This is a genomic window from Microvirga sp. KLBC 81 (assembly GCF_003075415.1).
Classification (GTDB): Bacteria; Pseudomonadota; Alphaproteobacteria; order Rhizobiales; family Beijerinckiaceae; genus Microvirga.
Window position 1 is genome coordinate 1 of record NZ_QDAH01000097.1, and the last position, 16,112, is coordinate 16,112.

At 59.4% G+C, this 16,112-nt stretch carries 21 protein-coding genes; 5 read left to right on the top strand and 16 right to left on the bottom strand.

Annotated elements, in window-relative coordinates; all coding sequences use genetic code 11:
- Positions 1–166 precede the first annotated feature (166 nt).
- From hxsD to DC522_RS28895, 4 genes are all read right to left on the bottom strand, one after another.
- Entirely contained in the window at positions 167–490 is a 324-nt protein-coding gene (hxsD, locus tag DC522_RS37580; protein WP_116531976.1) for a His-Xaa-Ser system protein HxsD, read from the bottom strand.
- A gap of 304 nt (positions 491–794) precedes the next feature.
- On the bottom strand, positions 795–1,094 hold the full coding sequence (locus DC522_RS37005) for an excalibur calcium-binding domain-containing protein (protein WP_371680770.1): 300 nt from the start codon (positions 1,092–1,094) through the stop codon (positions 795–797).
- 21 nt (positions 1,095–1,115) lie between these two features.
- Entirely contained in the window at positions 1,116–1,373 is a 258-nt protein-coding gene (locus DC522_RS28890) for a hypothetical protein (RefSeq protein WP_116531978.1), read from the bottom strand.
- The gene (locus DC522_RS28895) at positions 1,370–2,269 is read right to left on the bottom strand and encodes a DNA/RNA non-specific endonuclease (protein WP_116531979.1); all 900 of its coding nucleotides are present in this window, start codon (positions 2,267–2,269) and stop codon (positions 1,370–1,372) included. The genes DC522_RS28890 and DC522_RS28895 overlap by 4 nt, the downstream gene beginning before the upstream one ends.
- 904 nt (positions 2,270–3,173) lie before the next feature.
- Here DC522_RS28895 and DC522_RS28905 point away from each other — a divergent pair.
- Both DC522_RS28905 and DC522_RS28910 read left to right on the top strand, forming a co-directional pair.
- Positions 3,174–4,130: a tyrosine recombinase gene (locus DC522_RS28905; RefSeq protein WP_116531981.1), complete on the top strand. Its 957-nt coding sequence runs from the start codon at positions 3,174–3,176 to the stop codon at positions 4,128–4,130.
- A gap of 170 nt (positions 4,131–4,300) precedes the next feature.
- On the top strand, positions 4,301–5,299 hold the full coding sequence (locus DC522_RS28910; RefSeq protein ID WP_116531982.1) for a 3'-5' exonuclease: 999 nt from the start codon (positions 4,301–4,303) through the stop codon (positions 5,297–5,299).
- Positions 5,300–5,385: 86 nt separating this feature from the next.
- Here DC522_RS28910 and DC522_RS28915 read toward each other — a convergent pair whose 3' ends face one another.
- The 4 genes from DC522_RS28915 to DC522_RS28930 all read right to left on the bottom strand — a co-directional run bounded on the left by DC522_RS28915 (position 5,386) and on the right by DC522_RS28930 (position 7,804).
- Positions 5,386–5,640, bottom strand: coding sequence for a WGR domain-containing protein (locus DC522_RS28915; protein WP_116531983.1), 255 nt, complete (start codon positions 5,638–5,640; stop codon positions 5,386–5,388).
- A gap of 127 nt (positions 5,641–5,767) precedes the next feature.
- Complete coding sequence (locus DC522_RS28920; protein WP_245444656.1) at positions 5,768–6,337, bottom strand: hypothetical protein; 570 nt, start codon at positions 6,335–6,337, stop codon at positions 5,768–5,770.
- Positions 6,338–6,971: 634 nt separating this feature from the next.
- Positions 6,972–7,163, bottom strand: coding sequence for a hypothetical protein (locus DC522_RS28925; RefSeq protein WP_133239399.1), 192 nt, complete (start codon positions 7,161–7,163; stop codon positions 6,972–6,974).
- Positions 7,164–7,471: 308 nt separating this feature from the next.
- Positions 7,472–7,804: a hypothetical protein gene (locus DC522_RS28930; protein WP_116531984.1), complete on the bottom strand. Its 333-nt coding sequence runs from the start codon at positions 7,802–7,804 to the stop codon at positions 7,472–7,474.
- 957 nt (positions 7,805–8,761) lie between these two features.
- Between DC522_RS28930 and DC522_RS28940 the strand changes: the two genes are divergently transcribed.
- Both DC522_RS28940 and DC522_RS28945 read left to right on the top strand, forming a co-directional pair.
- Entirely contained in the window at positions 8,762–9,088 is a 327-nt protein-coding gene (locus tag DC522_RS28940; protein WP_116531986.1) for a hypothetical protein, read from the top strand.
- Between the two features lie 82 nt (positions 9,089–9,170).
- A complete protein-coding gene (locus DC522_RS28945) occupies positions 9,171–9,443 on the top strand; it encodes an SWIB/MDM2 domain-containing protein (RefSeq protein WP_047192384.1) in 273 nt (90 codons plus the stop codon).
- An 83-nt stretch (positions 9,444–9,526) separates the two neighbouring features.
- Here DC522_RS28945 and DC522_RS36455 read toward each other — a convergent pair whose 3' ends face one another.
- The 6 genes from DC522_RS36455 to DC522_RS28980 all read right to left on the bottom strand — a co-directional run bounded on the left by DC522_RS36455 (position 9,527) and on the right by DC522_RS28980 (position 13,871).
- Positions 9,527–9,847 (bottom strand): HU family DNA-binding protein, encoded by a 321-nt coding sequence (locus tag DC522_RS36455; RefSeq protein ID WP_371680776.1) that lies wholly within the window; start codon positions 9,845–9,847, stop codon positions 9,527–9,529.
- Positions 9,844–11,214: a hypothetical protein gene (locus DC522_RS36460; RefSeq protein ID WP_245444657.1), complete on the bottom strand. Its 1,371-nt coding sequence runs from the start codon at positions 11,212–11,214 to the stop codon at positions 9,844–9,846. The genes DC522_RS36455 and DC522_RS36460 overlap by 4 nt, the downstream gene beginning before the upstream one ends.
- Positions 11,129–11,737, bottom strand: a complete 609-nt coding sequence (locus DC522_RS28960) for a hypothetical protein (protein ID WP_116531989.1) — start codon at positions 11,735–11,737, stop codon at positions 11,129–11,131. The genes DC522_RS36460 and DC522_RS28960 overlap by 86 nt, the downstream gene beginning before the upstream one ends.
- Positions 11,738–11,789: 52 nt before the next feature.
- On the bottom strand, positions 11,790–11,939 hold the full coding sequence (locus tag DC522_RS35105) for a hypothetical protein (protein ID WP_165820357.1): 150 nt from the start codon (positions 11,937–11,939) through the stop codon (positions 11,790–11,792).
- A 250-nt stretch (positions 11,940–12,189) separates the two neighbouring features.
- Positions 12,190–12,978 (bottom strand): DEAD/DEAH box helicase family protein, encoded by a 789-nt coding sequence (locus DC522_RS28970; protein ID WP_165820358.1) that lies wholly within the window; start codon positions 12,976–12,978, stop codon positions 12,190–12,192.
- A gap of 656 nt (positions 12,979–13,634) precedes the next feature.
- Positions 13,635–13,871: a BrnA antitoxin family protein gene (locus DC522_RS28980; RefSeq protein WP_116531992.1), complete on the bottom strand. Its 237-nt coding sequence runs from the start codon at positions 13,869–13,871 to the stop codon at positions 13,635–13,637.
- 223 nt (positions 13,872–14,094) lie between these two features.
- Between DC522_RS28980 and DC522_RS28985 the strand changes: the two genes are divergently transcribed.
- Complete coding sequence (locus DC522_RS28985) at positions 14,095–14,301, top strand: cold-shock protein (RefSeq protein ID WP_116531993.1); 207 nt, start codon at positions 14,095–14,097, stop codon at positions 14,299–14,301.
- 382 nt (positions 14,302–14,683) lie between these two features.
- On the opposite strand, the gene DC522_RS28990 is transcribed toward DC522_RS28985, so the two are convergent.
- Together DC522_RS28990 and DC522_RS29000 are read right to left on the bottom strand one after the other, a co-directional pair.
- On the bottom strand, positions 14,684–14,941 hold the full coding sequence (locus DC522_RS28990) for a DUF2934 domain-containing protein (protein ID WP_116531994.1): 258 nt from the start codon (positions 14,939–14,941) through the stop codon (positions 14,684–14,686).
- A 390-nt stretch (positions 14,942–15,331) separates the two neighbouring features.
- The coding region (locus tag DC522_RS29000; protein WP_116531996.1) for an IS256 family transposase at positions 15,332–16,112 on the bottom strand (781 nt) is incomplete at its 5' end.

Consider the following 16,112-nt stretch of genomic DNA (forward strand, 5'->3'; position numbering starts at 1 on the left):
TCTCGTTGAGCCTGAGGCGTGCCGCAACTATTTCACCGCCGCCGGATACGGATTCGTCTGAATGCCCGATGCTCTAGGACCTGTCCGGTATCAAGGCGCATGAACCTGAAGGGGAGCTGGCCATAGTTCCCAGTTGAGGAGGCCGCTTGAATGGCGCGCTGCTCATTCATCGGGGCTTGGTCCCCATGGCTTCGCTGAATGCCGTTTGCCAGATGCGGCTTCGTAGATCGGAAGTCTCTCTCTCGATATCCACGCGAATGCTGAAATCGATAAGCGCCGATCGCAGCCTCCAAGCGAGGTCTGATTCAGATTGGCCATCGCGGGATTTCAGGGTTAGCCGGATGCGACCCTCATCGATCGTGACAATATCAATCTCGGCTTCGTGGGAGAGCCAATAGCAGGCTCGGAGAACCGCCTCACGGGGATGGACGTTTGGGTCAACCTCGATGACGTGTGTCTCGGTAACGGGCTCAGAAATGGGGAGGGGCATGGGAACGGAAACTACTGCGTCAACCTACGCTGGGCGGGTGGAAAGTTGATATATTGCGGCGATGCACAATTAATAAAGTATTGGAGTTCTTGCGTGAGAATGAGAACTGCCACTTATATTCGCCTTTAAGATGATCTTTCGGCGAATGTTACGGGACCACTTGGACAGGATTCTCTGTCTTAGTAGTTTCGGCATGACCAAGTTCCTAAACTTGATATGCGCAGGACTGTAAACAACATCGTTGCTCAACATTTATGCTCTCCATCCTGAATGGCCTCTGAGACTCTCTCCGAGACCGCATTTGTTAGCAGCCTACCTTCTTCTTGATCGCTTCAACCTGAGAAAGCGAACGACACACGTTCTCACAGGGAATTCCGTCATCGTCGCCATCGGCACGGCTATAGCCTCCGCACCACATCTCAACGGCTTCCTCGCAGGTGCTGACCGCCTTGCAGCTTCTGCGCTGAGCTATCAGGGTCTCTTTGACGCGTCCCACGCTCATGGAGGGCGTGCCTTGATCGGGGCTGCCAACAGCTCCCGCTGCTTCGAAGGAGCTAAGAGCCATGAAACCCGCTAGAGCGAGCGTTGTAAGCTTGTGTGTCATCTGTGCCCCACTTTATCGGATCTATGCAAAGGGATTCTTGACCTGCTGAGGCGTCTCTGTCGGACCGCTCTCATCAGGCAATTCCTTGTCTTGCTCCAATGCCTTCACAATAGCGTCGACAGCCGATTTCAGTGCCTTGGCCTTCTTGAGCCCAGTCTTATCGCGGGTCACGTCCAAGGAACCGTAGATGGTAATCTTGTCAGTCCCGTTCTCGATGGTGAACTCGCCAATGCTCAGTGAGGCACTATCGTCTGAGAAGGGTTGGAACTTCTTGGTCATGGGCGGCGTCCGAATTGATCGATGGTATCAAGAATGTCTCCGACAAAGCCACCCGTTGAGGGGCGAGGGGAGTGCAACGGCGCTTCCTCTTCGACAGAGGGCCTCGAGACACTCCTTCCGCCCCCTCTCGGTCGCCGCAGTTGCGGAACAGGCAGGCCGGTCGTGGTTTGCTTCACTGATGCAGACAACTGAGGGAATGCGTCTATGCCCGAGAGTTGCTGCAGTTCGGCCAGCGAGATGATCCTGTAGTCATTCCCGGGCTGGTTAGAGACAAGATAAGCTCCCGCGATGTTGCTCTGAGGATCATAGACTGCCTTTGCTATGTGAGTGGGCACTAGGACACGCCCTTTCAGAGCCTGAAGGTTCTCACCTTGGAAGATAGGACCGGTCACCACGTAGACTTCATGGCGCTCCGAGTAGTCCCGCACAGCCCGCTCAATGCTCTCCCACAGGTTCCGGTTGTTATCGGAGTTCTGCGGGACCATGTTGGCCAATGAAAAGGACTCATTCATGCCTTGGGGCGTCGTCATGTCTCCCGCTGGAGCCATATGCCCACGGTCAAAGCCGCTGCGAACATAGTCAGATAGTTCCGCCCGCTCGTTGGGCGGGAGGTTGGGATCGGCGTGGAAGTTATTCAATCGGTTGAGTGCCCGAGCCCCTTTCACTCGCCTAGGGGTAAGATGTTCGGCCACCCAGAGCGGAGTACGGGTCAGTCCAGAGTGGAGAAAGGCAAATTCCGTGTAACAGATCTGCCGGGTTTTTGGTGCGAGCTTCGGATTGGTAAGTATCGGCGCGGAGCCGCCGAAGAAATGCTGAGGACAGGCTGCTGCTACGGCATGAGGGACGATGAGGAATGCCCCGAGGAGGAAAGCAAGGAAGTGGTTGGGCTGTCTCACGGGGTTCTCTTAAGGCGGAGGAGGCTGGACAGGAGTTTCGCAGGTCCGTTCCATACGAGCAAAGTGAGCTTCTTGAGGGTTTGGGCCTTGGTAAGATTGGTAGGACTCGTGAAGATGCCTCTGAAATGTGGTCGGCGGCGAAGTCCGTACTCCCGGAGTTCGACGTCACTCAGGAGCCGATGAGGGCGTTGCCGTGAGTGCGGCCTAAGAGGGTTCTGTTGGCGCGATCAGCAAACCTCTTACCATAGATGTCATCTTTCTTAGGCCTTTGGACTCTTACTTCAAGCTATCCCCAGCGCATGTCGTGCTGAGCGACTAATCTGGAGCCCCAGATGAAAAAGCCCGCAGGATAAACCTACGGGCGATCGGTTCGACGGGAGCGAGAACCACCCGTAATCACTCGCTACGGCATCCCTGTCGCAGTGTAGCTGTAGGACGAGGTCCCGTATGCGATTAGCAGTAGCCGCTGCGGCCACCCTGCTTGCAGCCAGCTGCACGGCCGCCGCAGTTGGAACCATCCTTGGCAGTGTCGTAGGAGTTTGTACATGCTTTCGCCGAAGAGATGGATGCGAGCGGCGAGAGAACGAAAGCAGCGCCAAAAGCAAAGGCGGTAAGGAGCTTCATGAGGAACTGTCCTGATTAGGATTGAAAAGAACAACTATGGCACAGCAGGAGGGCGTGCCGCGAACATAAGATCCCATGAAGGCTTGCCACATTCAAGCCGCAATTTGCCGTCGCGGTGAGACTTTGCGGTGACTAGAGAGATCGTACGACGGTGTATTGTGGCTCGACGGGCGAATGTCCTTGCCGGTCGCGTATCGAGATAACATTTCGCATAATAAGCATTTTGACAAGAAGTTTGTAACCGGTGCCGTAGCAAAGTCCTCTCGACCAGGAGGATTTCATGCGCTCAAACCGACGGCTGGCACAGTTGTGGCTCGATGCCCTGGCGACGGAACTCGGGGCCTCGGCTGGCACTATCGACACCTACACCGATGACCTCAACTGCTATCTGGCTTGGCTCGACGAGAACTGCCTTGGACTGGATGAGGTCGGCCTGGCGCAGGTCCGGGACTACATCGCCGCTCTTGATCAGCGCGGCTATGCCGGATCGACCATCGCCAGGCGCATCACCGTAGTCCGGGGGCTTCATCGCTTTCTGATTGTTGAGGAGCTCGGCTCACGCGATCCCACCTCCACCATGTCGGCCATGCGGCGACCCAGGAAGCTCCCGTTCGTCCTGTCGACTGCTGAGACCGAGGCTCTCCTGGAGACCGCCCACAAACTTGCGGCGGATCCTTCGGTCGGTCTCTACCGGCAGGCCGGCTACGCCCGCCGCGCCGCCCTGTTCGAGACGCTCTACGCTTCGGGCATGCGCATCAGCGAAGCCCTCTCGCTGCCGTCCGACGCCGCACCGGCCGGCACCCGCATGCTGCTGGTGCGCGGCAAAGGCGACAAGCAGCGGCTCGTGCCCCTGCACGATCGCGCGATCGAGGCTATTGCCCACTGGCAGAAGCTGGCTGCCGCCTATTCGGGAGGGGCACCTTCCCCATGGCTGTTCCACTCCGTGCGCAACGGCACGAAGGCTTTGACAAGACAGGCTGCCCTGCTGGAGATCAAGGAAGCTGCCGTAGCGGCAGGGCTTTCCAGCCCGGAGCGGGTGTCGCCCCACGTGCTGCGTCATGCCTTTGCCACCCATATGCATTCCGGCGGCACCGACTTGCGCGTGCTGCAGGAGCTCTTGGGGCATGCCGGCATTGAGACCACCCAGATCTACACCCATCTCGACACCTCTCGGTTGCACCAGATGGTCCGAGACCTCCACCCGCTCAATGACGAGGAGCGCACGACAGCCGTCTGAACGCTGGATCAATGCGTGCGCGTGGTTGTGGCAGCCGCGCACGATCGGCAGCCCCCAAGCGACAGCTCTTAGACCTTGCCCGTTAACGATCTGGCGACATGCATCTCGCTAGTCTTCCCCGCCAGGCTCAGGCGTGAGCCTGGCTCATCGGCGGGGCGGAAGGTGCGGGAATGCGAGCGCAGGCTGATCTTTTCTTGGACTACGACGCACCGCCAGGCCCAATCCGGCGGCCCGCGGATGAGATCATCGTCGAGGCCAAGCCTTGTCGCGAATCCTTCAAAGCTCCCGACTATGAGACTGCTGCCCGGATGCTGGAAGCAACCGGTGACTATCGTGTCCTTCGCCGCTTGCAGCCCCGCCCCATCGTGGCGTCACGTCCGCCTCGTCAGGGCGAGAGGATCGCCGTCATCGTGGATACCGAAACCACGGGCCTCGATCACACGAGGGACGAGGTCATCGAACTCGGGATGGTCGCCTTTCTGTACGATGACGACGGCCGGATCGGCGATGTGATCGGCACATTCAATGGCCTGCGCGAGCCGAGCGTGCCGATCAGCCCTGAGATCACCCGTCTGACCGGCATCACGCCTGACATGGTTGCGGGCCAGGTGCTTGATCTTGCGGCGGTCGAGCAGTTCATTGAGCCGGCGGATCTCATCATCGCGCATAATGCCCGCTTCGATCGCCCCTTCTGTGAGCGTCTGTCGAAGGGCTTCCGGGTTAGGGCCTGGGCCTGCTCCCATTCCGAGATCGCCTGGAGCGGGTTCGGGTTTGAAGGATCGAAGCTCGGGTACCTTCTGACTCAGTGCGGCTGGTTCCACCAAGGTCACCGGGCCGTCGAGGACTGCCATGCCCTGCTCGAGGTGCTGGCAGCGCCCCTGCCCTCCGGAGCCGGGTTCCCCTTCGGGCATCTGCTGGCTTCGGCGCGGAAGGCGCTCCTGCGGATCTGGGCCGAAGGCAGCCCGTTCGACATGAAGGATGTGCTAAAGGCGCGAGGGTATCGCTGGAATGACGGCACCGACGGCCGGCCGAAGGCGTGGTGGATGGAGGTCGACGAGGAGACCTTTGAGGCCGAGCTCATCTTCCTGCGGCGCGAGGTTTACCGGCGCGAGGTCGAGCCCTTCAGCCAGAGGATCACCGCCTTCGAGAGGTTCCGGTCAACACGCTAGGAGGCCACCATGAAGCGGTCCGCGAAACGCCAAGCCAAAAGCTGATACGCGGCCTGGAATAGCGCAGCGGCCCCTGTCTCGATGAGTCAGAGGTCTGTATAGCCCTTCCGTCGCTGGGATCCTGCCCAGTTGTCCAGCGCCTGCACGGCTTTACTCTCATCGGAGAAGATCTCGATCTTCTCCTGACCTTTCGACCCTACAAAACCCCAGTTGCGCACCAGGCGGATCGTACCGAATAGGTCTCGCTCGATCATCAGGCTGAAGAAGCGTGCCCTGCCCTGTTCCGGGTCGCGCCGATAGAGCACCAGATGGCGCCGTATGGGTGAACGGGCGTCGGGCATCCTGGGAGCGGCTCGTACTCGGGGTTGCTCTTCTGAAGTGTCTTCTCCATTTCATGCACCACCGCCCGCTCGATCTCGTCGAGGTTGACCTTGACGGTTTCACTGTTGGTTTGTGCCTTGGCCCTGGTCACCGGGACCTGCCTGGCCTTCGGTTGATGGCCATCCCCGCCTGGACAGGGAAGCGGCCTTCCAGGGTGTCGATCAGGCTGTCGAGTGCCGCATCGGACAGCGGGATCTCCGGAGTCTCATCGAGCCCCCGTAGAGCGATGGACTGCTTGGTGTAGCGAGGATCCGCCGTCACCTCAGGCCCGAACCACTCGAGTGGACGAAAGCTCCTCGCTTCCCCGTCAGAACCGAATTCCATGGTGACGAGGTGCAGGACACACGGCCGGATGATCTCGTCGACCAGGGCCTGCCCTTCGCCGGTCGGCAAGGCTGTTCGGGTGTAGTCGACCTCGCCGGCGCAGACCTCAAGCAGCGCATGAGCATGGGCTACCGGGATTTCGGTCTGGTCCTCGACCTCGCCGTGAGGGCCAACCGTCTTGAGGATCAGCAGACCCCTCTCCTCTTCGAGGCGAACCCAGGAGGAACGATCCCGCTGTTTGGGGAAGAAGCCCTCGACGTGGCGCAGCCCACCCCTTTCGCGCTGGATCAGACGGGCGAACGACGGGGTGAGGAGAAAGCGGCGAGCAGTCATGAAACCCAAGGAATGTGAGGGATTGCGAACGCCTGTCTTTCGTACATTGCGGAAGAAGGGGGAAGCAACCCTGAATCCCAGCATATGGTTTCCGCTCAGCGCCAACCCTAAGCCTAAGACCTCTTCTCGCTGATCTGCCGCTGGGTCATGCACGCTCGATTGTTGAGAGACAGGGGATCAGCGTAGGCTTGCCGAGCTCCGCATTCAACGCCTGACGACGGAGTGAGATGTCCTCGACCCACTATAGCCTGAGCGGAAGATGCAAAGATGCGTCGGCCGTTTAAGCGGACCATACCCCGAGCGCAGGACCACCACCAATGAGAGAAAAGTTCTCACAAACGACAACGCCCTGACAGAGTTAGCCGTGCGGAGCTCACTGTCAGGGCGCTTTTGTGATGCCGGTTGCAACACCACGCCACCACAATGCGCCATCAACGTCGGAAGTGCAACCGAACGCTGTGAACAAGCATGAAGCGCCCCGGCGAGAGGCTGAGCACCAGACCTTCCACCAGGGCACATGAGATGTGTTCCGGCATCGCACGGTCCATGGAGATGCGCGTCCAACAAGCCGCTGTGCGGCGACGCACACCGTCAGTGTCGATCGAGATGGTGCGACCGCATCGCTGCCGGAATGTTAGTCGCTCCGGCTGCGGTCGACACCGATGTCGCGCAGGATGTGTGGACCCACCTCTCGTCGCAGAGCGTCGACAAACTTGAATGTCAGGATGGGCCGCTTATAATCGTTCGCCGGCTTGCGCTGAACGCGAATGAACTCAAAGCGGAATGCGAACCCTACAAAGGGCAGAGGGAATACGGTCGGTTTCATCGGAGCCACCAGCAGCAAGAGTTGTGATGAGGAGCGCGGCGCGTTCGTACGTGCAAAGTCGCATAGACATGTAACGCCTCCTCTGGCTGTGGCTGTGAACTGTGCGGAAGATCCGCGAGGCAGCCTCAATACCATAATTCTGCTGTTGAGACCAGCCCCGTTACGTCGTTTATTGCCCCTGGCCGTCTCGATGACTTCTGAACGAGAGTTTGGTAAGGAGGAACCGCGCACATGAGGCACCTCCATGAGGGCGGTCCTCACGGCGGGCCAGCATCTGTTTGTGCCGGACCAATCTTGTGATGAGTTCCTTAGGCGGCGCTCGCGGCTGGCGCAGACAATCCTTCAGCCAGTTCCTCCACTAAGCGAAACTCACATAAGGCCGCGCTCGCCTTCGTGCGAGAGATTCCGAGGGAGTTTGCCATCCGTCGCGAGAGCAAGGACAGAACTTTCGGCAGTGGCTTGCGGTGCATCTCGAGAATGAGCCGCGAATCTCTGATCCCAAGTGTCAGCAGTTCTCGCTCCTGATCTGTTGTCATGGCAACATCGGCATCGACACTGCGACGATCCAGGGCAGACTCGAGAGCATCGATTGCCCCAAGGATGTTGATCGCTGCGGTCGTGGTGTCGTTGATCGTGAACATGTCTCGCCAATGGTCCTCTGAGGGATTTGCTGCAAGGTTTCTCGTAGAGATAAGGACCGATGAAGGCTCCCGGTGAGCGAGGACTGTGACGTCAGAATGACATACAAACATAGCGAATCTGAGCCTCCCAACGTTGCGTCCTATCGGACGTGAACCGAGCAATGTGGCCCGGCCAATGGCTGAGCAAAAGCAAGCATCGGGCGCGAGCGCCTGACCTTTGATTGAATGATATGGCTTAGTCTCCTGGCTTTCCCAGAAAGTGATGACAGCATTATGAAATGAGCCGCCCAGTTGCGACCCGAAGTCCGACACAGATGTGCGAGCATCCGGCGATGAGGGTCAATTCAGCTGGCGGACATCAATGATCTGGGGGAAGCATGGTTCCGCGCTCATCGCGGCTTCATCAGACCTAGGGACTGATCGGGAAGACATGGTAAACGTCTGGATGACGTGCTCCACTCGAGGCATGCGATAAGAGCGCCCGAGCATGCGTCAGGTCGCAGTGCCGATTGGTCCTCAGAGTGGCTTTGGCGAAGTTTCGTGGCCGCGATCCGAAGGTGTGAACCTCAACTTGAGCAAGACCTCGTAAACAGAGTGCGGGTCGCACTCGTTCTTGCGGGCGGCGCATTCGTCAAATGACCGGATGTAGTCATCGCAGTGTGAGGGTCTGACACGCCGCGGGGCTTCCGCGCATCTGGAATAGGCCTGCTGCACGATTGCGGCGACATCGGATGGATTGGATGCGTCGTGCGTCAAAGTTGCCGTGAGCTTCTGGTGCGCGAGGATGAGAGAGGCTGGGCCTCCGAGGACGGCGATAGCTATGAAGCCATGACGGATCTTTCGCATCGGCATACCTCGGGCCTTTATAGTTAAGGCGAAATTAATCGATGCGTCCTGAAATGGAGTCATGTAACACTCTAGCGCAGTTGACCACTTTCATCCTGAGGAAACGAACATATGGCTAAACGCCCGGAGGAGGACGAACAACCTGAGATCAACGGGGCTGCCAGGATGCCGCATCTCGATAGGCTTGAGAAGCTGGCCAACACGGCGGCCACTGCCGCGCGGGCAAAGCAGCGGCGGGCGCGCAAGAATGGCATGCATCAGCAAGAGGAACCTTCGGACGTACGCAACCTCAGGCATGATGACGAAGCCAGAGCGCAGGCCGAGGAAGCGATGCGGCAGATGATGCAAAGCCACAAAGCAAGCGGCGCGGCTGGTGACGGTCTGGCAATCGTCAATCGAGCCACCGTCCGAACACTTCGATGGCCGGAGCGGGGATAAGAGACTGTTAGGTCCTTGCTCGCCATGGTCCCGCCACCTTTCCCATACAGATGGCAGACAAGACTAACAACGGAGTTTTACAGTGTCAGAATCCAATGCAGCCAAGAAGCCGAATCCAGCTTTGATGAAGCCGTTGCAGCCCTCGACTGAACTGGCGGCTGTGGTCGGTTCTTCCCCGTTGCCCCGCACGGAGGTTGTGAGCAAGGTGTGGGACTACATCAAGTCGAACAACCTGCAGAACCCCGAGAATAAGCGTGAGATCCTCGCGGACGGGAAGCTTCAGGCTGTGTTCGGCGGCAAGAGCAAGGTCAGTATGTTCGAGATGAACAAGTACTTCGCTCAGCATCTCTCCTGAGGAGCACTCAGTAACGGCAGGCCAACCCCACCAGAGTTCCGGCGGAGTTGGCGTATCCTCAGTTACTCCGGAGACCGCTCCGGTTAGATCGATTCCTTCAGGTCCTTGGCGGCGCGGAAGGCGATCTTCTTCGAAGCCTTGATCTTCACGGGCTCGCCGGTCTGCGGGTTGCGGCCCATGCGAGCCGCGCGCTTGCGAACCTGCAGGATGCCGAGGCCGGAGAGGCGGATCTTCTCACCCTTCTTCAGGCTCTTGGCGATGAAGTCGATGACCTGGGTCATCATCTCGTTCACCTGACGCTTCGGAAGCTCGTGCGCTTCGGACAGCGCCTCAGCGATGTGACGCAGCGTCAGGATGCCGTTCGTCGTTGCCGGCCCCTTGGCGGGTTTCTTCACTGCCTTCACGGCCGCCTTCGCCGTGGTCTTGGAAGCAGCCGCCTTAGCGGGCTTCTTGGCAACGGCCTTGGCAGCCGTCTTGGCGGCGGTCTTCTTAGCTGGGGTCTTCGTAGCTGCGGCCTTGCGGGCCGGGGCTTTCTTCGTTGCTGCTTTTGCCACTGGAAACTCCTTTGATGAGAACATAAGCGACGAGATATCACTCGTGGCATATCACAGGAGGAAAAAGGTCCAAGTGCTGGAAGTTCCGTTTCGCTGATAATAACGCTGTTCATGATGCCAGAGACGAACGATTTTGGGATCGCAGGTAGGCATCCCGGTTCTTCTTGAATGTCGCGGCTGTCTCCAGTTCCTTCAGAACTTTCCTCTGCGCCGGCACCGGCTTTTGAGCGTAGCGCGCACAAAGTCGGGGCAGAGAAAATGGAACGGCAATCTCCGGCCGGTTTTTTCTGGATCGATTGTTGGATGAGTTCCACCTGCTCACCAGGCAGAGGCATTCCGTTGTGCTCGCCCAAGAGAAGCATCAGATTCATCACTGCCGATGGCAGAGCCCGGACGAGCTCCTTCCCGGGAGTTGCAGCCGCAATCTCGAGATATTCGGTCCGGGACAATGTGATCGCCAGCGATTGATCCTTGCTCAACGGACCATCGGCAAGCTCTTGAAGGTGACCCTTGAAGCTCTGTTCTCGCGCTCGCGCGGCATCGTCGTGACGACCGAACCCGGCTTTCTGCCGAATCCATTGCTCGCTTGAACCCTTCGGACCAACCGCCACGACGGAGGATTTGATGAGCCCTTCGGTAAGGCTGGGACGGAGCTGCTCTTCCTTGTCTGGATTGTCGATGACGAAGAAGCGCCCATTCGTATTCGCCACGATGGCCTTGATCTCGGGCAGCACGCTCGGGTCAAAGGTTGTCACCGAGAATGGAGGCTTGCCTCCGAACGCATCAGGATAAAGGTGGGCAGATCGCTGACGCAGGCGGCAATAGGCAGCGAGCAGATCCCGCCGTTGCGGGGCGATCTGATGGGGTCGATCGAGCACCACTGAACGAAGACCTGGCCTCAGGCTGTGGGCATCGGTAGCCCGCTCCACGAGACGAACGGCAGCCAAATTGAACAACCGGGTGAGCAATCGGGCCTTGTCCTTGAGGAGATCGATCGCTGCTGACATCTGCGTGGCGCTGGAGGGATCGGCGAAGCCAGTGAGCCATGGCAACACCAAAGGCCGCGCCTGCTGAAGGTTCTTCAGGAACTGCCGCTGCTTGTTGGCCGAACTGGCGGTTTCATAGTCGCCATCATACCGGATGCCAACAAAGGCCGCGTATTGATGGGCGATCCAGCGTCTTGCACAGAAAGCCCTGCTGGCCCGTCTGCTCGTCATGCGTGGCCACCAGCCAACGAGGCAGATCTGGTGCCGTATCCTGATCATAGAGGCCGAATTCCCGCAGGTCGCAGAACAAAGCAACCCGGCTGGAAAATCTCTTGTTCGCGGAATCGTATCGCCGCATGCCTGTCGCCATGAGGCCCATGGCGAAGGGTTTCGGGACCGGCAGAGTCATTTTGTTGCCGATCTCCATCGTGGGGTCGAGCGGATCGTCGTACTGCTCGCTGTCCCCCTCCCCCATTCGCAACCGGATCTGGCGTTGGCGCTCCTCGATCTGTTCCCGCAGGCTCGGATCTTTGTCAAACCATGCCTCGAACGGCTCTGGGATCGGAGAGGCCAAGCCGCGCACTTGGCGTCGGCAGCGTTCCGGATCATTCCGGCGCATGGCATCCATATCGAAGAGGCGCAGGATCGAGTTGCCGACATCGACAAACACCTGATGGGTCTTGCCACTCGGCTGATGAGCCCGCCCGCCGCGACCACTGATCTGTTGACCGGCCCAATCGACCGCTCCTGGCAAGCAAGAATATTGAGGTCGGTCTGGAGAACGTCGGTGCCAACGCCCAAGGCGTTCACGTTGACGAGGATATCGAACCCTCGGCTCGAGCGGCATCCAGAAGATCGTTGCGCTTGACCTTGCGGCCAACAGGCTCGCCTTCTTTCAACCCTTCCTCTGCGCCGCTGCGCCAGATGCGGATTTCGCCGGCCACAACGAAGGCCACGCGGGGCTTCTCCCCTTCCCTCTCGTGATCGGGCGGGAGGGGTTCTTGAGCAAGGTAGCCTGAGAGCTCCCTGGCAAACTCCACGCTGTCGCAGTGGATCATCGCCAGAGTCACCTTGGCGGCGCGTTTAACCCAGATCCGGGCGACGGCCGCGACGATGAGGGCGGCAATCGCCCTATCCCCCCTCGCTCGCTCTTTCCTTGAAAAAGCGGGAGAACGCCTGTTGGGAGGCTTGGTCCACCGATTCGTTTTAGGCCAGCAAGGCCAGGAAGGCGCTCCCGATGAACCGGACGGCATCGGTTCCGAGATGGGCCTCGAACTCGTCTGTAGCAATGTCCAACCTGGTCGGGACCGTGCGCCTTGTCGTCAGGACCTCGTCACAGGTGGCGACATCGATCAGGTCATGCTCGATGCTGGCGCCGAATGCATCCAGCGGATCATTGCCATCGGTGCGGAACGGGATCGCCGTCAGAACGATGCCCGAGCCGCCGGCAAGGGCGATCCGGGAGAGGACGCGGGCGAGCTCCTCGGCTGCGGCCTTGTGCCCTTCATCGATGAGAATCACCCCTCCCCTCTTCCCAAATTGGTCGAGGGAATGCAGGAAGTCCTCGTCATCCAGTTTGTTGACGAGGGACATGTTTGTCGCCGGAATGACGGCGGCATCCAGAGAGTTCCTGACCATCGGCTGGTCGCCCATGATTTCATTCTTGGCGACGAAGAATGCGGTCGGGGCGCCCTTCACAGCGGGAACGGTTTGGAACCGGGCGTAGTTCTGGCGCAGTAGGCTGACATCGGAGTGGAGGACGAGAATGGGTTTTTCCAGATCAACCGCATCCTCGGCTGCCGCGGCCGCCAGAAGGCTTTTCCCGCTGCCTGTGGGCGCGAGCACCGCACCAGAACGCCCTCGCTGGATCGCTTCACGAACGGAACCCGTGATCCTGTGCTGATAGGGCTCCGCCTGCTTGTTGCCGATCTGCCGGGTATGGGTCGGATTGGTCACTTCTGGCAAAGTCTTGACGGGATCGGTGAGAGGCGGCATTGGGCAAAGCAGAGAGGAGTCAAGGGGGAACAGACGGCCGGCGAAATGGGCGGGCAACATTCTGTGATTTGCAAATCAACCGCTGCCTGCGATGCACTTGGATGATAGCCGGAAGGGTTGCGCGGAATAGTGCTTATTGTCACGTTCAGAGGTGACACAACCGCCTGATGAAGGTGACACTCGGAATGCCGAGACGGAAGGTTCGAGCCGTGTGCCATCTCTCTAGCTCTTATACGACTTAAGCTCTTATACGCCTAGGCCGCGTTGCGGCGGGCGTTCAATGTGACCCGGTACAACGCAGGCAACATCCCTCCCCTGCCGGCGATCTTTCCGGACCAGATGGCGCCGGCCGTCAGAAATTATGATGGCGAGCGTGAACTGATCCAGATACGCTGGGGCTTCCCGCCCTCACCGAAAGTCGGGAACCATCCGGTTACGAATGTTCGCAGCCACTCGACCTCGCGGACTGTCCCTCCATTGAGGTGCTTACGGCAAAAGCGGAGCGTGTCGCGAGCCATCAACTGATCGCCTGCCTCGCACACCCGCTCGGATGAATGGGCAAAGGAAGACGAGGCGCAGCCTGCTACTCTCGACAGAAACAGAGCCAGCATTGCGTGTGAGTGAGGACGACTAGCCTTGGTTCAGGAGACCGCCTCTCACTTGCCAGCGGCCTTCCGAAGGGCTGCATTGATCCGATCCTGCCAGCCTGGGCCGTCCTGCTGGAAGAACTCAAGCACATCCTGGTCAATGCGGAGAGTGACCGTCTCCTTGACCCCAGGAATTGCTGCCGCTTTCGGCGGCTCTTCGATCGGCCTCGTGGTCGCCTTCTTGAAAGCCGCCTCCGCAGCCTTCAGCGGATCGCTCGGACGGCGCCCACCTGGTGATCTCGCCATCATCTTCCTCCCGGTTCGGCGCAGTCTCTTGCGCTGCCGCTTACAAGCATCGTACGGCTTTCCAAAGGTGTCGAGTACTCGAGGAGGGTCATTCCATTGATCCTTGCCAATGATCCTTGCCAAGTCTTGGTCGTGCAACTAGCCTTCCGCCGCTGGGACAGGGTGGTACAGGCAGAATGGCACCAAGACACCATTCATGCCGGCAGAGGGATTATAGACGACCATGGCGACGGTTACTGTGAAGTGGTTCAACGAGACCAAAGGCTACGGCTTCATTCAGCCGGACACCGGCGGCAAGGATGTGTTCGTGCACATCAGTGCGGTTGAGCGTGCCGGCCTCAGAGGGTTGAGCGAAGGGCAGAAGGTCTCCTACGAGATCCAGTCCGACCGCAGGACCGGCAAGGAGGCGGCGGTCGACCTCAAGGTTTAGACGCCTCACCCCAGGATGCGGCCTTTTTGTTGTCCCTATCCGAGATGATGAAGTGGCATTGTCGCGCCCGGAGCTTGAACAGGGTTGTTCGGGTCCCTGGGGACGGCTCGCTGATCTCAGGCATAGCTCTCACATTCGGTGCACTGATCCGAGAGCAACACGATGAGGGCTCGTGAGAGTTCCATGGCCACCTGAGCTTTCAACAGCTCGATCGCCGCATTTGGGAGTTCGGTGCCACCATAGCGTCAGGGTCAGGCAAAGCCGACTCCTTATCTGCTGTGCACCCACCTGAAGCCACCAGTCGCCATGGAGGGCTGCCACCGCCGGTTAGCGGTGTACAGTCGGAGTGTTGTGCCATCCCGTGGGATCTTTGCCGCGTCAACTAATCGGCAACCCGCTCATCAGGAATTTCACCTGTGGCGGCCGAGTTCGCTTCTGCCACAGCAGCTGGTGGAGCATTCTCGGCAGTCGCGGCAGAGCACTCCTGACCCTGATCAGCCAGTTCATGCTGCGCCCGGAACCAATGGTCTTCAGGATTGCCGGTGCGGCCCTCCCTCTCCCAGATCTCGTAAGCCCGGTGCCGGATCTTCTCATCCCGGCTGGTGGCGATGGCTGCAGCAGACAGAGTTTCGGACATCATTGCTTCCCCTTACCGGAAGCACTTCATCAATGATCAAGCCGGGGAGATGTTCATCGCAAAAACCGCGTCTGTTACAGTGAAACTCAATGTCGTTGAGCAAACATTATGGAATTTGAAGTTGTGCGGCAGAGGGTGAGAAGCTGTCCTTCTCGCGAAAATGCCTCTTACCAAGCAGCGGGATGAAGGCGCCGTTTCCAGCGTTCCTGGCGCGGGAGCTGAGCAGCGGCGGCCTGACGCTCGGTTAGCCTGCGATCGTCTGCTCGGCGCGAGCCCCTCGCCGGCCCGATGATCTTAGCAGCCTTCTTCCGTGGCTTCGCCTTCGCGCTCTCAACCTCCTGAGCCTGAGCCTCATGCACAGGAGTTATGCCGGAATTTAGGCGATGGGGCCAATCAGGCGACGTTGTGTGATGGCGTCGGAATGATCTCGGCGCCGTCCTGGAATCTGACACCGGCGATCACCTTCGGCAACTGGTTTTCGCCCATCAGCCGACGCCAGGTTTTCGAAGCCGCCATGATGAGCTTGAAGACCATCAGCCGAGCGGTCGTGGGGGACAACGAGCCCTTGGTGCGCACAGTCCGGTGCCGCACGGTCGCAAACACACTTTCAATCGGGTTCGTGGTCCGTAGATGGATCCAGTGCTCGGCCGGCCAGTCGAAGAAGGCCAGCAGCGCCTGCTGGTCCTTGCGCACACACTCCACGGCTTTCGGGTAACGCGCCTGATAGGCTTGCTCGAACAGATCGATAGCCGCCTCGGCCTGCGCTCGTGTCGGGGCGAGATAGATCTCCCGCAGGGCCGCCTTCATGCCCGGCTGCACGGACTTGGGCACCTTATTGAGCACGTTGGCCGTCTTGTGCCGCCAGCAGCGCTGATGATGGGTGCCGGGAAAGAGCTCGTCGAGCGCCTTCCAGAAGCCAAGTGCCCCGTCCCCGACAGCAATCCGAGGTGGGATGGTCAAACCACGACGTTTGATCTCGACGAGAAGCTCGCGCCAGCTCTGGGCGCTCTCGCGCACGCCGGCCTGGAAGCCGACCAGTTCCTTCTTGCCTTCCGGGGTGGCGCCGATCAGCACCAGGATGCACTCCGCGTGATCTTCCATCCGGGCCTGGAGGTAGACGCCATCGGCCCAGACATAGACGTAGCGGCGGGCTGACAGATCGCGGGCCTGCCAG

What these genes read in the sequence shown, in the direction of transcription:
- hxsD (WP_116531976.1), bottom strand. Translation starts at nt 490, where the DNA reads ATGCCCCTCCCCATTTCTGAGCCCGTTACCGAGACACACGTCATCGAG.
- DC522_RS37005 (WP_371680770.1), bottom strand. Translation starts at nt 1,094, where the DNA reads ATGACACACAAGCTTACAACGCTCGCTCTAGCGGGTTTCATGGCTCTT.
- DC522_RS28890 (WP_116531978.1), bottom strand. Translation starts at nt 1,373, where the DNA reads ATGACCAAGAAGTTCCAACCCTTCTCAGACGATAGTGCCTCACTGAGC.
- DC522_RS28905 (WP_116531981.1), top strand. Translation starts at nt 3,174, where the DNA reads ATGCGCTCAAACCGACGGCTGGCACAGTTGTGGCTCGATGCCCTGGCG.
- DC522_RS28910 (WP_116531982.1), top strand. Translation starts at nt 4,301, where the DNA reads ATGCGAGCGCAGGCTGATCTTTTCTTGGACTACGACGCACCGCCAGGC.
- DC522_RS28915 (WP_116531983.1), bottom strand. Translation starts at nt 5,640, where the DNA reads ATGCCCGACGCCCGTTCACCCATACGGCGCCATCTGGTGCTCTATCGG.
- DC522_RS28920 (WP_245444656.1), bottom strand. Translation starts at nt 6,337, where the DNA reads ATGACTGCTCGCCGCTTTCTCCTCACCCCGTCGTTCGCCCGTCTGATC.
- DC522_RS28925 (WP_133239399.1), bottom strand. Translation starts at nt 7,163, where the DNA reads ATGAAACCGACCGTATTCCCTCTGCCCTTTGTAGGGTTCGCATTCCGC.
- DC522_RS28930 (WP_116531984.1), bottom strand. Translation starts at nt 7,804, where the DNA reads ATGTTCACGATCAACGACACCACGACCGCAGCGATCAACATCCTTGGG.
- DC522_RS28940 (WP_116531986.1), top strand. Translation starts at nt 8,762, where the DNA reads ATGGCTAAACGCCCGGAGGAGGACGAACAACCTGAGATCAACGGGGCT.
- DC522_RS36460 (WP_245444657.1), bottom strand. Translation starts at nt 11,214, where the DNA reads ATGACGAGCAGACGGGCCAGCAGGGCTTTCTGTGCAAGACGCTGGATC.
- DC522_RS28970 (WP_165820358.1), bottom strand. Translation starts at nt 12,978, where the DNA reads ATGCCGCCTCTCACCGATCCCGTCAAGACTTTGCCAGAAGTGACCAAT.
- DC522_RS28980 (WP_116531992.1), bottom strand. Translation starts at nt 13,871, where the DNA reads ATGGCGAGATCACCAGGTGGGCGCCGTCCGAGCGATCCGCTGAAGGCT.
- DC522_RS28985 (WP_116531993.1), top strand. Translation starts at nt 14,095, where the DNA reads ATGGCGACGGTTACTGTGAAGTGGTTCAACGAGACCAAAGGCTACGGC.
- DC522_RS28990 (WP_116531994.1), bottom strand. Translation starts at nt 14,941, where the DNA reads ATGATGTCCGAAACTCTGTCTGCTGCAGCCATCGCCACCAGCCGGGAT.